General features: G+C 72.5%; 14 protein-coding genes. 8 read left to right on the top strand and 6 right to left on the bottom strand.

The window, feature by feature from the left end; genetic code table 11:
- The first annotated feature begins 30 nt into the window (after window positions 1-30).
- Complete coding sequence (locus tag ACFYZQ_RS14645) at window positions 31-1446, top strand: MFS transporter (protein ID WP_389146493.1); 1416 nt, start codon at window positions 31-33, stop codon at window positions 1444-1446.
- 187 nt (window positions 1447-1633) lie between these two features.
- Here ACFYZQ_RS14645 and ACFYZQ_RS14650 read toward each other — a convergent pair whose 3' ends face one another.
- The 4 genes from ACFYZQ_RS14650 to ACFYZQ_RS14665 all read right to left on the bottom strand — a co-directional run bounded on the left by ACFYZQ_RS14650 (window position 1634) and on the right by ACFYZQ_RS14665 (window position 4377).
- Window positions 1634-2626, bottom strand: a complete 993-nt coding sequence (locus tag ACFYZQ_RS14650) for an Lrp/AsnC family transcriptional regulator (RefSeq protein ID WP_389146496.1) — start codon at window positions 2624-2626, stop codon at window positions 1634-1636.
- A 20-nt stretch (window positions 2627-2646) separates the two neighbouring features.
- Entirely contained in the window at window positions 2647-3102 is a 456-nt protein-coding gene (locus ACFYZQ_RS14655; protein ID WP_388800316.1) for a tellurite resistance TerB family protein, read from the bottom strand.
- Between the two features lie 181 nt (window positions 3103-3283).
- A complete protein-coding gene (locus ACFYZQ_RS14660; RefSeq protein WP_389146499.1) occupies window positions 3284-3685 on the bottom strand; it encodes a DUF6114 domain-containing protein in 402 nt (133 codons plus the stop codon).
- Entirely contained in the window at window positions 3685-4377 is a 693-nt protein-coding gene (locus ACFYZQ_RS14665; RefSeq protein ID WP_389146502.1) for a DUF6230 family protein, read from the bottom strand. Before ACFYZQ_RS14665 ends, ACFYZQ_RS14660 begins: the two co-directional genes overlap by 1 nt.
- A gap of 668 nt (window positions 4378-5045) precedes the next feature.
- Between ACFYZQ_RS14665 and ACFYZQ_RS14670 the strand changes: the two genes are divergently transcribed.
- Complete coding sequence (locus ACFYZQ_RS14670; protein WP_389146505.1) at window positions 5046-5705, top strand: Tat pathway signal sequence domain protein; 660 nt, start codon at window positions 5046-5048, stop codon at window positions 5703-5705.
- A gap of 18 nt (window positions 5706-5723) precedes the next feature.
- Here ACFYZQ_RS14670 and ACFYZQ_RS14675 read toward each other — a convergent pair whose 3' ends face one another.
- Window positions 5724-6683, bottom strand: coding sequence for a lytic polysaccharide monooxygenase (locus ACFYZQ_RS14675; protein ID WP_389146507.1), 960 nt, complete (start codon window positions 6681-6683; stop codon window positions 5724-5726).
- Between the two features lie 371 nt (window positions 6684-7054).
- Between ACFYZQ_RS14675 and ACFYZQ_RS14680 the strand changes: the two genes are divergently transcribed.
- From ACFYZQ_RS14680 to cyc2, 3 genes are all read left to right on the top strand, one after another.
- Complete coding sequence (locus ACFYZQ_RS14680; protein ID WP_389146510.1) at window positions 7055-7702, top strand: ScbR family autoregulator-binding transcription factor; 648 nt, start codon at window positions 7055-7057, stop codon at window positions 7700-7702.
- Window positions 7703-7724: 22 nt separating this feature from the next.
- Complete coding sequence (locus tag ACFYZQ_RS14685; RefSeq protein ID WP_389146513.1) at window positions 7725-8927, top strand: damage-control phosphatase ARMT1 family protein; 1203 nt, start codon at window positions 7725-7727, stop codon at window positions 8925-8927.
- 95 nt (window positions 8928-9022) lie between these two features.
- Window positions 9023-11179: a germacradienol/geosmin synthase Cyc2 gene (gene cyc2 / locus ACFYZQ_RS14690; RefSeq protein WP_389146516.1), complete on the top strand. Its 2157-nt coding sequence runs from the start codon at window positions 9023-9025 to the stop codon at window positions 11177-11179.
- Here cyc2 and ACFYZQ_RS14695 read toward each other — a convergent pair.
- Entirely contained in the window at window positions 11172-11906 is a 735-nt protein-coding gene (locus tag ACFYZQ_RS14695; RefSeq protein WP_389146518.1) for a hypothetical protein, read from the bottom strand. The genes cyc2 and ACFYZQ_RS14695 overlap by 8 nt on opposite strands.
- A gap of 95 nt (window positions 11907-12001) precedes the next feature.
- Between ACFYZQ_RS14695 and ACFYZQ_RS14700 the strand changes: the two genes are divergently transcribed.
- From ACFYZQ_RS14700 to ACFYZQ_RS14710, 3 genes are all read left to right on the top strand, one after another.
- The gene (locus ACFYZQ_RS14700) at window positions 12002-12874 is read left to right on the top strand and encodes a LysR family transcriptional regulator (RefSeq protein WP_389147358.1); all 873 of its coding nucleotides are present in this window, start codon (window positions 12002-12004) and stop codon (window positions 12872-12874) included.
- Between the two features lie 101 nt (window positions 12875-12975).
- Entirely contained in the window at window positions 12976-13539 is a 564-nt protein-coding gene (locus tag ACFYZQ_RS14705) for a PDZ domain-containing protein (RefSeq protein ID WP_389146521.1), read from the top strand.
- Window positions 13540-13699: 160 nt separating this feature from the next.
- A complete protein-coding gene (locus tag ACFYZQ_RS14710; RefSeq protein WP_389146523.1) occupies window positions 13700-14827 on the top strand; it encodes an aminopeptidase P family protein in 1128 nt (375 codons plus the stop codon).
- Window positions 14828-14861 lie beyond the last annotated feature (34 nt).

A 14861-nucleotide genomic window follows, 5' to 3' on the forward strand; every position in this document is an offset into this window, starting at 1 on the left:
CCCTGCCGGCACCACGCCGACGCTGGCCGCATGACCATGGAACGCATACCGCCCCCCGTCGCCCCGCCACCGCCCCACCGCCGGCGTCGGACCGCGCTGGCCGCCCTGCTCCTCGGCGAGGCGATGAACCTGCTGGACGCCACCGTCGTCCAGGTCGCCGCTCCCGCCGTGCACGCCGATCTGGGCGGATCGGTGTCGGACATCCAGTGGTTCTCCGCCGCCTACACCCTGCCGTTCGCGGTACTGTTGATCACCGGCGGCCGACTCGGTGACATCGCGGGCCGGCGCCGCCTGTTCGTACTGGGTGTCACGGCGTTCGCATTGGCGTCGACGGCCTGCGCGCTCGCGCCGACGGCGGGCCTGCTGATCGCCTTCCGCGCGGTGCAGGGCGCGGCCGCGGCGCTGATCATTCCCCAGACCATCGGGCTGATCAAGGCGATGTTCGCGGGGGAGGAGCTCTCCCGGGCCCTGGGCAGCATCGGCCCGGTGATGGGCCTCGCCGCCGTCTGCGGTCCCGTCCTCGGTGGTGTGCTGACGCACGCCGACCTGTTCGGATCGTCCTGGCGTGCCGCCTTCCTCGTCAACGTCCCCGTGTCCCTGGTGGTTCTCGCCCTGTCGCCCCGGCTGCCCGAGAGCCGCGCCCCGCGTCGTCCCACGCTCGACCTGACCGGCACGGCCCTGACGGCGATCGGCACCGGTCTGATCGTCCAGCCGCTCATCGGGGCGGACGTCACCCGACTTCCGGCGCGGAGCTGGGCGTCGCTGTCGGCGGGCCTGCTGGTCCTCGCCCTCTTCGCACTGCAGCAGCGCCGGGTGGCGGCCGCCGGCCGCAGCCCCCTGCTGGAGCCGACCCTGTTCGCCCGCCGGGGCTTCACGGCCGCCCTCGTCACATCGACTTCCTTCTTCGCACTGACGAACGGGCTGATGACGGTGGTCGTCCTGCAACTTCAACTCGCCGCCCACGTCGGCGTGCTGGCGGCCGGGCTGAGCCTCGCCCCGTGGTCGGCCGGACTGGCGGTCGCGTCATGGGCGGCGGGCGCCCGTCTGGTACGACGGTACGGGCGGCGGGTGATGCCCTGGGGCCTCGGCGTGCTGCTGACCGGGCTGCTCGCCGCCGTCGCCGGGTACCGTTCGGCAGCCCCCGGCACCTACCCCACGGCCCTGCCGGCCGCTCTCGCGCTCATCGGCCTCGGCGCGGGCCTGTTCACCCCCGCGTTCTTCACCCTCGCCCTGAAACCCCTGCGACCGCAGGAGATCGGCTCGGCAGCGGGTCTGCTCAACGCCGTCCAGCAGCTCGGCGCCACTCTCGGCGTCGCCCTGCTCGGCAGCGTCTACCTCGACACCGGCCCGGCACCGCGCGCGGCCCAGACGGCGTGCTGGACGGCGGTGGTACTGGTCGGCGTGAGCTGGACGGCGAGCAGGGCGATGGTCCGCTCGGTGCCGTAGGCCTGTCCGGCGGATCATGCCGCAGACGCGGGGCTTGGCACGCCCTACGCTCGAACCGAGCTCGCGCGGGGCACCCCCGTTCGCCCCGCACACCGGCGTCGAAGAGGCATCGCCGGCTTCCTGCGACCTGATCCGCCGGACGGGCGCAAGCGGCAGACCCCGGGGCCCGGCCCCGGGGTCTTCGCCCTCACCCCGGGGCCCCCGGCCGTCGTACCCGCGCCGGGCCGGCGAGGGCGGGGCTCGCGGCCTTGAGGGTACGCAGCACCGGACTCGTCTCCAGGGTGCGGATCGCCTCCAACGCGCCCAGCCGCCGCGTCAGATACCGGTGCAGATCCGCCGGGTCCCGGCACAGCGCCTGCGCCACCAGGTTCGTCGGCCCGGTGGTCGCCGCCACGAAGGCCAGCTCGTCATGGCCCGCCAGCTCCGTCGCCACCGGCTCCAGATCGGCCGGCCGCACCGACATCCAGAGCAAGGCCCGCGTCCGCACCCCGAAAAGCCCGGCGTCCATCTCCACGTCGAAGAAGAGCCCGCCCCCGGCCCGCAACTCGGCCAGCCGCCGCGCCACCGTACCCGGCGACCACCCGGTCTCCCGCGACAGCTCCCCGATGCCGGCCCGTCCGTCCTTCTCCAGTGCCGCCAGCAACGCGGCGTCCCCGGGCCCTGGTTCACGCGGGGCGACGCCCTGGCCGCCCTCGCGCAGCGCGCGTTGCTGCTCCGCGTCCAGCGTCCGCGCGCCGCGCCGCCAGTTCGCCGGCCCGCCGAGATAGGTGTGCAGCAGACAGTGCGCGGACACCGCGGTGATCCCGCCGGTGCGCGGAATGTCCCGCAGCAGCAGGGGATTGCCGGCCGTGTCGTCCGTGGGCGCGTGGATGACCGCCGTGATCTCGGTCCCGCCGGACGTCAGCTTCACCCACGACGTGTCCGCCCGCCGCATCAGCGCTTCCGCGATCGTCTGCGCGGACCGTGGCGCCGCGGTGAGCCGGACCAGCCACTGGGTGCGCCCCGCCCGGTGGGGGTCGGCGAGCCCGACGACCCGCAGCCCGGCCTCGGTCCGCAGCCTGCGGTAGCGCCGGGCGACGGTCTGCGCCGAGACACCGAGCACAGCGGCGACACGGCTGAACGGAGCGCGCCCGTCGATGTGCAGGGCGTGGACGAGGGCACGGTCGACGTCGTCGAGCATGCCCCCGCTCCCCGGTCCGCTCAGAGGTCGAACTCGTGCGGCGGCAGCTCCAGGGTGAAGCAGGCCTCGCGGACCACGGCCTGTTCTGTCTTGTCGAAGTCACCGTCCGCACCGCCGATGACGATGCCGATCTGGATGACGGCCCGCGCCTCCGCGGGCTTCTTCTTCGCCTTGGCGATCTCCTGCAGCACGCTCACCTTGCCGAAGGCGAAGTCGGCGGTCAGCTTGTTCAGATTGTCCTCGAAGCGGCGCCGCAGGTCGTCGGCGGGGAAGTTCTGCAACACCTCGTTGGTGGCGATGAGTTGCGCCACGCGCTGCCGCTCGGCCGGGTCGATCGTCCCGTCGGCGGCCGCCACGAGCGCGCACATCGCCATGCTCGCGTCGCGGAAGGCACCGCTCTTCAGGTCGTTCTTCTTCGCCACGAGCTGGGTCTGCATCGTCGACGCGGACTCCTTGACGCGGTCCCACAGGGCCATGCGAACTCCTCATACGGATCGGCACACGGAGACTTCCACAACGACGTGGAAACTCGGGCGCCGACGGATAAGTTCCGCCGACCGGCGTGGGCGGTGCAGGGCGCCCCGATCCCCATGGGGGCGCCCCAAGGCGGGCACGGCCGTCCCCACGGCCGTGCCCGCCTTGTGCGGGACCACGGGTTCAGACGGCTCCGACCTGAGCCTGGTGTTCCCGCTGCTTCCGCTTCCGGCGGCTCACGCGAGGTTCCTGGTCCGGGAGCCAGCCGAAGGAGAGGCAGCTGCCGGTGACGCCGAGGGCGAGGCCGACGATGAAGCCGCCGAGGTTGGAGGTGGGCCAGGTGCCCAGGGAGGTCAGGACTCCGAGGATGGAGTAGAAGAGACGCTGGGCGGGGCTGAAGAGGATCAGCAGGCCGAGGATCAGCATCACCGTGGGCAGCAGGTAACCCGCGAGGCCCTGCATGCCGACGTGCAGGATGACCGGAAGCGGTGCCTTCATGGTCACCAGGATCTCGGCGCCGCCCAACACGAGCAGCAGGCCGCCCGCGAAGGGCCGTTGCCCTCTCCACTGCCGGAAGCGGTCCATCACGGGCAGCCGTCGCTGGAGAACTTCATGTGCAGGTTGGGGAGCTTGAAGACGGCCGCGGTGGCGGCGTAGTTGTGCTGGTTCAGGTTCGTGATGTGGACCTCGTCGGCCTGCTGGCCGTAGACGCCCCTGGGGCCCTGGACGTCGGCCTTGTCGAAGGTGCTGGCGTCGCGGCCGATCTCGATGCCCTTGAAGTCGGCGTTGCCCGTGATGTCGTCGGAGTCGATCGACAGGTGCTCCACGTGCACCTTCTTCTTCCCGGTGCCGGCGGTGAGCACGAGCTGGATGCCGCCGAGGTCGACGCTCTGGCACATGTTGGTGAGCGTGCCGTTCTTCACCACCGAGGTGACGACCAGCTCCTGGCCGTCGGTGTCGCCCGCGTTGGGGCTGTTCGGGATCATGTTGTCCAGCGCGCCGAACTGCTCGAAACCCTTTCCGTCGAGCCGGTCGGCCTTGACCACGAACGGCATGCCGGAAATGGCGAACTGGACACCCAGGGCGCCCTGTGCGGTGAGGACCGCGAGTCCCGCGGTGACCGCGGCGGCGGGCACCGCCATCACGGCGGCCCGGCGCAGCCGGACCCGGCCGCGTCTCCCGGAGCCGCCGGCGACCCCGGCGGGTTCGGGTGCGGAACCGCTTTCGGGGTTCTCGGGGGTGTTGTCGGCGGACGAGAGGTCCGGGGACGAGGCCATGTCTGCTCCCATGGGGCATAGTCATGCGGTCGGGCTTCGTGGCACGTTGTCCTGGCGCGGACAGCGGATGTCGCGCACGCCCCCTCGCACTCCCGGCGGTTGCAAGGGCTTTCTCGTTACGCGGCAGTAGCCTCCGAGGAAGTTACCGGTGGTTACATGAGGGGTCAAGGGAGTTGTGAAAAAAGAGTGTCGATTATGCGTCACCTGCGTTCAAGGACGTTAACTCCCTTGATCCATCTTGACGTTGGCTGACGCTCAGGTCTACAACTGCCCCTGGCTCGACCGGATCCGTGGCGCCGGATCCGCGGTACGACACGGACAGGCGTCCGTGGCTGCACCCGGCGCGGCACTCCGCTTCACAGACATCGCAGACACCGCAGACATCTCAGGCCCGCCGGGCAGCACGCCGGTGGCCGGAAACCTTCCGTCGAGCGTCTGCGTACCCACGCGGCACCGGCACGGTCGCTTCCCGCTTTCGGCCCGTGCCCGACCGCTCCTCATCCGGCCCGGCCAGAGGCCTGTCCAAGGCTTTCGGCCGGTGCCAGCTGCCGTTGCCGGCCCGTACGTACGGAGAAGGCGTCACGGGTCGGCAGCGGTAGGCGCCCAGCGCGCCCCGACCCCCCACATCCCCTCAGCAAGCCCCCCACCCCAGGAAAGAGGCACCCGCAATGCGCACTCGTACCCTCGTGACCCTCGCCGGAGCCGTCGCCGCCCTCGCGCTCCCGCTGGCCGCCGTCCCCGCGTCCGCGGCGGACGGCACCCCGGTCCTCACCACCGGCAGCGCCGGCGGCACGCCGGTCGCGGTCGGTGACGTGCTCACCGCGCCGCTGGCGAGCGGCACCACCGCCACGCTCTACTCCAGCGCGACCGGCACCAGCGGTGTCAAGTGCACGTCGTCGCAGTTCACCGCCACCGTCAAGGACAACCCGGCCGCGCCCGGCACGGCCATCGAGTCGGCCGGCGCGCAGACCTTCGACGCGAGCAGCTGCACCAGCAACGTCCTCGGTGTCACCGGCGTCAGCAGCATCACGGTCGACAACATGCCCTACACCACCTCCGTGAACTCCGACGGCACGCTCACCGTGACCCCGGCGAGCGGCTCGACCATCCAGACCACCGTCAAGCTGAAGACGCTGCTGGGCTCCATCAACTGCGTCTACCAGGCGGCCAGCCTGACCGGTAAGGCCGACAACAGCGACAACAGCATCAACTTCACCAACCAGCAGTTCACCAAGACCTCTGGCTCCTCGCTCTGCTTCGCCAGTGGTTACTTCACCGCCAAGTACGCCCCCGTCACCGACTCGGGCGCCCCGGTCTTCGTCAACTGAGCTTTCCGACCGAGGCGTTCACCGCCGACGCAGACGCACAGCCAGGGCGGCGCCCCCGGTGAGCACCAGCACCGCGGCGGCGCCGCCCGCCAGTAGTGGGGCGGAGGGCCCGGAGCCGGTGTCGGTCGTGGACGCGACCGGGGTGCTGTCGGCGGTGGTGCCCTCGGTCCGCGGCGCCGTCGTCGCCGTGCCGGACGTCTCCCGTGCCGTCCCCTCGGCCGCCGGCCGGCTCGAGGTGGCGGACGGCCGGGGCGCCTTCCCGGCGGCCGCACCGGACGAAGCGGAAGCGGCAGCCGAAGCGGAAGCCGGGGCCGACGCGGTGGCCCGGCCGGCCTTCGTCTCGGGGAACACCACGTCGGAACACGAGTAATAGGTGTCCGACGTACTGCTGTTCTGCCAGATCGTGTAGAGCACGTGCCGCCCCCTGCGGTCCGACGGCAGCTTGGCCGCGAAGTGGTACGCGCCGTCGGTCAGAGCCGGGTCCGTGATCTGAGCGAAGGGCCGCGTGGGCAGTTCCGCCCAGGTCAACGGCTTGGCCGGGTCGTAGCCCGGCTTGGTCAGGTACAGCTTGAACGTGCCGGTGTGCGGGATCGTCGAGGCGTACGTCATCGTGAGTTCCGCGCCCGGGGTCAGCCGGGTCGACGGCCAGTCCGCACGGGCCAGGTCGAGGCCCTTGTAGGCGGGCAGGCCGCCGCTGCACAGCCGTCCGTCCGGAATCACCTGCCGGTCCCGGCCGTTCACGCCCGCCACCCGCAGGTTGTCCCACATGGCGAACGACGCCCCGTTCGCGGCGACGGCCGCGCGGCACGCCGCCGACCGGGCCGCGCCGCCGCCGTCGGGGGAGCAGGCGTACACCCGGCTGACCGGACTCGTCGGCGCGCCGTGCGCCACTGCCGGTGCCGCCGCCCACAGCGACAGCAGGGCGGAGGCCGCCGCGGCGACCCCCGTGACCCTCAGATGCGCGGTCATCCGACTCATCGCGGGACGCCTCCTCGGCCGGCGTGGCTACGGTTTCCCGTGCAGTACGGGAAACGGGCGGGGAGCGTTCAGATCGCCACCTCTTCCACGCGTCCATGTGTCCGCCGAACCTCGCGGGCCGGCCGGTGCCGACAGCGCACCGACCGGCCCGTCCGTTTGAGGCCCCGTCGAGGACCGCTCGACCTCCTCCTCGTATCGTGGCGATCACCGGTGCGGGGCCCGCGCCGGGGTCGTCGTGCGGGACGTTTACACGTGTCCGGCACCGGGACCGCACAAGCCATTCCGTTGTCACCGGGTGAGTTATCGTGTGCGATGGGTAAGGGAAAAACGGCACGTCCCGTACGTTTTACACTTCAAGGAGTGTCCCGCAGATGGCGAGGCAGTTACGCGCCGAGCAGACCCGGGCGACGATCATCCGCGCCGCGGCCGACCTGTTCGACCGCCATGGCTACGAGGCGACCAGCCTGAGCGACATCGTCGAGCACGCCCGGGTCACCAAGGGCGCGCTCTACTTCCACTTCGCCGCCAAGGAGGATCTGGCGCGGGCCATCCTGGACTTGCAGGGCCAGGCGTCGCGACAGGTGGTGCGGGAGGTGGAGAGCCGTGGCTGCTCCTCGCTCGAGTTCCTGATCCGCGCCACGTTCGGGATCGCCCGGCTCGCGGTCGAGGATCCGATTCTCCGGGCGGGACTCCGCCTCGCCACCGCGCACGTGGCCGTCCGCCCCCCGCTGAAGCACCCCTTCTCCGAGTGGCTGGACCTCTCCACCCGCAAACTCATCGGCGCGGTCAGGGAGTCCGACGTCCACCCCGACGTCGACGTGGCCGCCGCCGCCCACTCCCTCGTGTACTTCTTCGTCGGCACCCGGGTCGCCGGCCGCTCCCTCGACCCCGACGGACGGCTGCCCCGCCGGATCGCCGAGATGTGGCACCTGATGATCCGGGGCCTGGTGCCGGTGCCCCGGCGCCCCCGCTATCTGGCACTCACCACCCAGCTGGAACGGGAGACCAGGGCAGCGTGATCCGCGGGGTACGGTGACGCGTATGCCCGACATCCCCGCCGCACCCGTGATCCTCGGCGACGAACCCGGCTCCTTCCCGCGCGGCGTACTGGCCGAGCGGCATCCCGCGATCATCCGCCAGGTGCGTGAGGCCTTCCCTTACGGCCCCGGGCAGCACCGCGCGTTGGACGCGCTGCTGAAGAGCTGCACCGAGGGAGTGATCGAACCGCTGCCCGCGGACGCCCCGGACCGCGACCGGTGGCGGACCTGGGGCGCGGACACCTGGACCGGCCGCTCCTGGTTCGAAGTGCCCTGGCTGTGGTCGGAGAGCTACTTCTACCGCCGGCTCCTCGACGCCGTCGGCTACTTCACCCCGGGTCCCTGGGCGGGTATCGACCCCTTCCGCTCCTTCAAGCGTGCCGAACTCGACTCCGAGGAGACGGACGAGGAACTGGCCGCGCTCGACGCACTCGAGGAGCTGCCACCCGGTGAACGGGCCCGCGCCCTGCTGCACGGCTCCCTCTGGGGCAACCGCGCCGACCTCGGCTTCCGCCTCTCGGCCGCCGGCGCCGACGCAGAGAAGGCGGACCGGGCCCTGGTGGCCGACGACAGCGACGCCCTGTGGTCCCTGCTCCCGGCCTCCGGCACGGGCACACTCTGCCTCGTCGCGGACAACGCGGGACGGGAACTCGTCCCCGACCTGCTCCTGATCGCCCACCTCCTCGCCGAGGGCCGCGCCGCGCGGGCCGTGCTGCACGTCAAGCCCTACCCGTACTACGTGTCCGACGCCACGACCTCCGACGTGGTCGACGCCCTGCGCCGGCTCACCGCGGCACCCGGCGCGGCGGCCGGATACGGGCGGCGGCTGTGGGCGGCGATGGCCGACGGCCGTCTCGAGGTGCGCGCCCACCCCTTCTCCTGCGCCCCGCTGCCGTACGCGGACATGCCGGACGACCTGCGTGACGAGTTCGCGGCCGCCGCGCTGACCGTCGTCAAGGGCGACCTCAACTACCGGCGCCTGGTGGGCGACCGGATGTGGCCGCCGACCACGCCCTTCCAGGACGTCACCGGGTACTTCCCGGGCCCGGTCGCCGCCCTGCGCACGCTGAAGTCCGACGTGATCACCGGCCTCGACGCGGACACCGAGGCCGCCCTGGTCGCCGCCGAGGAACAGCGCTGGCGCACCGGCGGTACCCACGCGCTCGTCCAGGTCGGCGGGCGGCCGGCCGGCACGCACCGGCGGTGACCCGAAGTTCCCCGGTTTCCGCGGCATTTCACGCGATGGTGTGATCACCTGCCGCGTCACGGATGTCCGTCGGAGGCCGCGGGTAGGGCCCGGCCATGACGCAGCCCTTCGTACTCCCGCACTTCTACATGCCGTATCCCGCGCGGCTGAACCCCCATGTCGACGAGGCGCGCGCCCACTCGACGGCGTGGGCGCGCGAGATGGGCATGCTGGAGGGCTCCGGGATCTGGGAGCAGGCCGACCTCGAGGCACACGACTACGGGCTCCTGTGCGCCTACACCCACCCCGACTGCGACGGTCCCGCACTCTCGCTGATCACCGACTGGTACGTGTGGGTGTTCTTCTTCGACGACCACTTCCTGGACATGTACAAGCGCACCCCGGACCGCGCCGCCGGCAAGGCGCACCTCGACCGGCTGCCGCTGTTCATGCCGCTGGACCTGCGGGACGCCGTACCCGAGCCGCGCAACCCGGTCGAGGCGGGCCTCGCCGACCTGTGGGCGCGCACGGTGCCGTCGATGTCGGTGGACTGGCGCGGGCGGTTCGCGCGGGCCACCGAACACCTGCTGAACGAGTCCCTGTGGGAGCTGTCCAACATCGACGAGGGGCGGATCGCCAACCCCGTCGAGTACATCGAGATGCGCCGCAAGGTGGGCGGCGCCCCGTGGTCCGCGGGGCTCGTCGAGTACGCCACCGCCGAAGTGCCCGCGTCCGTCGCCGGGTCGAGGCCGCTGCGGGTGCTCATGGAGACCTTCTCCGACGCCGTCCACCTGCGCAACGACCTGTTCTCCTACCAGCGGGAGGTCGAGGACGAGGGCGAGAACAGCAACGGCGTCCTGGTCCTGGAGACCTTCTTCGGCTGCACCACCCAGGAGGCCGCCGACACCGTCAACGACATCCTCACCTCCCGCCTCCACCAGTTCGAGCACACCGCGCTCACCGAAGTGCCCGCCCTCGCCCTGGACAAGGGGCTCACCCCGGACGAGGTCGCGGCCGTCGCGGCGTACACCAAGGGGCTGCAGGACTGGCAGTCGGGCGGCCACGAATGGCACCTGCGCTCCAGCCGGTACATGAACGAGGGCGCCACCTCGGCCGCGCCCTGGCACGGGCCGACCGGCCCCGGTACCTCCGCGGCCGACGTCGGCGCGCTGCTCGCCTCGGCCGCCGCGGAACGTCTGCGGGCCTACTCCCACATGCCCTTCCAGAAGGTCGGCCCGTCCCTGCTGCCGGACTTCCACATGCCGTTCCAGGTGGAGCTGAGCCCGCACCTCGACCGCGCCCGCCGGGGCCTCGTGGAGTGGACGGGACGGATGGGCATGCTGTCGGAGGGCGTGTGGGACGAGGACAAGCTCGCCTCCTGCGACCTCGCGCTGTGTTCGGCCGGCCTCGACCCCGACGCCACCCCCGAGGCCCTCGACCTCAGCGCCGCGTGGCTGGCCTTCGGCACCTACGGCGACGACTACTACCCCCTGGTGTACGGCCACCGCCGCGACCTGGCGGCCGCCCGGCTGACCACGGCCCGTCTGTCGTCCTGCATGCCGGCCGACGGCGAGGAGGCGCCCGTCGTCCCCGTCAACGCCATGGAACGCGCGCTGATCGACCTGTGGGCGCGCACGACCGCGGACATGACCCCGGACCAGCGGCGCACCCTGAAGCAGGCCGTCGACACGATGACCGAGAGCTGGGTCTGGGAGCTGTCCAACCAGTTGCAGAACCGCGTCCCCGACCCGGTCGACTACCTGGAGATGCGACGGGCCACCTTCGGCTCCGACCTCACCCTGAGCCTGTGCCGCATGGGGCACGGCCCGGCCATCCCGCCGGAGGTGTACCGCAGCGGCCCGGTCCGCTCGCTGGAGAACGCCGCCATCGACTACGCCTGCCTCCTCAACGACGTCTTCTCGTACCAGAAGGAGATCGAGTACGAGGGCGAGATCCACAACGCAGTCCTGGTCGTGCAGAACTTCTTCGGCGTCGACTACCCGGCCGCACTCGGGGTCGTGCACGATCTGATGACCCAGCGGATGCAGCAGTTCGAACACGTCGTCGCGCACGAACTGCCCGTCGTGCAGGAGGACTTCCAGCTCACGGCCGAGGCGCGCGGGATCATGGACGGCTATGTCGCCGACCTGCGCAACTGGCTGGCCGGGATCCTGAACTGGCACCGGTGCGTCGACCGCTACAAGAGCGAGTACCTGGCCCGCCGCGCCCACGGCTTCCTCCCGGACCGGCCGCCGGCGCTGCCCGTCAGCTGAGCTGCGGCGCGCGGGCCGCAGCGTGCTCGGTGGCGGCCCGCGCCAGCGCCCGGACCACCGGGTGCGGGTGCGAGCCGTCACCGGCCAGCTCCGGCTGGAAGAGCGTGGCCAGGAAGAAGGGATGGCCCGGGAGTTCGGCCACGCGTACGTGGCCGTCCTCGTCCTGCCCGGAGAAGCACAGACCGTGCGCCCGCAGCGTGTCGAGGTGGCGGGAGGGGCCGTAGGCGCAGAAGTACCGCTCGACCGTCCGCCCGGAACCGATCACCGACTCGGCGAGCGAGCCCGGCTCGATCCGGACCGCCGCCTCGTGTCCGACGAGGGAACAGGCCAGCGCCTCGATCAGCGGGTCCTCGGCGTCCGGGTCGTTCTCGGCGTGCGCGGCCCGGGTCAGCCCGCACACGTTCCGGGCGTACTCGAGGAGCGCGTGCTGGAATCCGCCGCAGGTGCCCAGGAAGGGGATGCCCTCCTCGCGGGCGGTGCGGACCGCCGTGAGCACGCCCGTCTCGCTGCGGTACGGGCTGCCCGGCAGCACCCACACCGCGTCGAAGCCGCGCACGGCATCCGGGGCCACGGCGTCCTCGGAGGGGATCCAGTAGGCGTCGAGGACGAGCCGGTCGCGTGCGGCGAGCGCGTCGAGCAGACGCGGGACGCGGGTGTGCGACACGACGTTCGGGGAGCGGTCGGCGACCAGGGCGAGCGTGGCGGTGTGAACCGCGGTGTTCGTCATGGCCCTCATCCTGGGCGCGGTCCCGGGTTCACGTCCAATGATGATCTCTGCACACGCGATAAGGAACGCTGATGCGCGGTGGGATCCTGTCCGCCATGGATCCGCATCTGCTGCGCACGTACGTCACCGTCGCCCGTCTCGCCTCCTTCTCCGAGGCCGCGCGCGAGCTGGGCTACACCCAGTCCGCCGTGTCCCAGCACATCGCGGCCCTCGAGGGGGACCTCGGCGCGCCGCTGCTCACCCGCCGCCCCGTCGCCCCTACCGCGGCGGGCGAGAGGCTGCTGGAACACGCGGGGCCGCTGCTGCTGCGCCTGGAGGCGGCCCGTGCGGACGTCGTGCGGATGGCGGCCGCGCCTGAGCAGGGACTGAGCCTCGCCGCGACAGCGACCGCGCTGCACCCCCGGGTCGTGGCCGCCCTGCCCGGGGCGGGTGTCACCCTGCGGGTGCTCGCCCGCGACCTGGTCCCGGCCGCCGTCGCCACCGGGGACGCCGGCCTCGGCCTGGTGGACGGACTGGCCGCGGCCAGTGACCCGCTGCGGCTGCCCGACGTGGCACCGCTGACCGCGCACGGCGTGGCGGAGGACACCGTCGCCGTCCTGCTGCCCGCCGCACACCCGCTCGCCCGGCGCCCGTTCCTGCGCCTCGATGACCTCGCCGACGCCCTCTGGCTGGACGCAGCGGACGCGGGCCTGCCGCTCGCCCAGCTGCGCGCCGCGGTCGGCGGCGGTGCCTTCCGCCCGGCCCTGCGCTACGAGGGCACCGACGTCCACGCCCTGACCACCCTCGCCGCCGCCGGCCGCGGACTGACCCTGCTGCCGCGCACCGTGGCCGACGGCGTACCGGGCGCGGTCGCCGTCCCGCTGACCGAGCCGCGGATCGTGCACCGCACGGAACTCCTGCACGCCGGGGCACCGCGAGGAGCGGCGGCGGAGCTGATGGAGCGGCTGGCCGGAGGTGACCGACGGTGACGTGCCGTCGACGGCACGGTCTCAGTCTCACTCGTTCGTGGCTCGTCGCGCCCTGGTGCGCCGGGTAGTGCGCCTGGGAGAGCACCAGCCGGAGGCGATCCATGGAACAGACTGCGCTGCGCCCCAAGCCGATCCCGGGTCAGGAGCGGAGGAAGGGCGGCCCCAGCAGGCCCGCGCGGCGCCCGCATGCCGCGCGCCGACGCGGCCGACGGCTTCGAACCGGACTGTTCGGCGTGCTCGTCGGCACGGTCCTGGTGCTGTCCGGCGTCGGGCTCGGCACGTTCGGCGCCACCGTGATCGGCATGAGCAGACTCGCGGAGCTGCGGCACGAGGCACCGCCGCCCGGCCCCTCCGCCCGGACCGCGTCCTCCGACGTCCGCGGTCCCGCCCGGGAGTGGCCCGCCGCCACCCTCGGGCTGGAGGTGATGGACGCGCACAAGTCGGGCGCGCTGGTCGTCGGCGTCCACGTCCCCGGCCCGGGATACTCGGCGGGCCTGGTCCGCGGCGACGTACTCCTCCAGGTCGGCGGGGCCCGGGTCGACACGGCCGCCGACCTCGCCCGGGCGGTCGCCCACGCCCGCCCCGGAGCCCGGGTCACCCTCACCGTGCGCCACCGCAGCGGCGGCTACCAGCAGATGCGCGTGGTCCCGGGCCTGGTCACATGAACACCCTGCTCCCAGGCGTGCAATTGTTCGGATCGAGTGGCGTCGTCTTCCCGGCTCCGCCCATGTGACCCCGTAACCGGCTCGCGTCGCCCTCCGGGTCCGGGCAGGATGCTCCCGTGGTTCCTTGCCCTGCACGTTTCCCACGTCCACGGAGGTCCGCATGACCGGCAGCGCGCTCGCGCCCTTCACCGCCGACGACTACAGGGCCCGTATGGACCGCGCCGCGCGCGCCGCCGCCGAGGCCGGGCTGGCCGGGCTGCTGGTGGCGCCGGGCCCGGACCTGGTGTGGCTGACCGGCTACACGCCGACCGCCGTCACCGAGCGTCTCACCGTGCTCGTCCTCGCCCCCGGCCGGGACCCCGTGCTCGTGGTACCCACGCTGGAGGCACCGGACGCGCAGGAGGCGGTCGGCGCCGACGCCCTGACCCTGCTGGACTGGACCGACGGCAAGGACCCCTACGCCGTCACCGCCGGCCTCCTCCCCGGCAGCGGCCGGCTCGGCATCAGCGACAACGCCTGGGCCCTGCACCTGCTCGGCCTGCAGAGGACGCTGCCCGGCACCTCCTACGCGGCCCTCACCGACGCCCTGCCGATGCTGCGCGCCGTCAAGGACAACGCCGAGCTGGAGCTGCTGGCGGCGGCCGGGGCGGCCGCCGACGCGGCGTTCGAGGAGATCCGGGACGTCCCCTTCGCGGGCCGCCGGGAGTCCGAGGTCGGCCAGGACCTCGCCGACCTGCTGCGCCGGTTCGGACACTCCCAGGTCGACTTCACCATCGTCGGCTCCGGCCCCAACGGCGCCAACCCGCACCACGAGGTCGGCGACCGCGTCATCCGCCACGGCGACATGGTCGTCCTCGACTTCGGCGGCCTCAAGGACGGCTACGGATCCGACACCACCCGCACCGTCCACGTCGGCGAACCCACCGACGAGGAGCGCAGGGTCCACGACGTCGTGCGCGCCGCCCAGGAGGCCGGTTTCCGTGCGGTGCGGCCCGGTGTCGCCTGCCAGGAGGTCGACCGGGCCGCCCGTGCGGTGATCTCCGACGCGGGGTACGGCGAGTACTTCATCCACCGCACCGGCCACGGCATCGGCGTCACCACGCACGAGCCGCCGTACATGATCGAGGGCGAGGAGCAGCCCCTCGTACCCGGGATGTGCTTCTCCGTCGAACCCGGCGTCTACCTGCCCGGCCGCTTCGGGGTGCGCATCGAGGACATCGTCACGGTGACCGGGGACGGCGGCCGCCGCCTCAACAACACCACCCGCGAGATGGTGATAGTGGACTGAGATGACACAGCGGGCATCCACCGACACCCCCCGG

Source organism: Streptomyces sp. NPDC001843 (assembly GCF_042891955.1).
Lineage (GTDB): Bacteria > Actinomycetota > Actinomycetes > Streptomycetales > Streptomycetaceae > Streptomyces.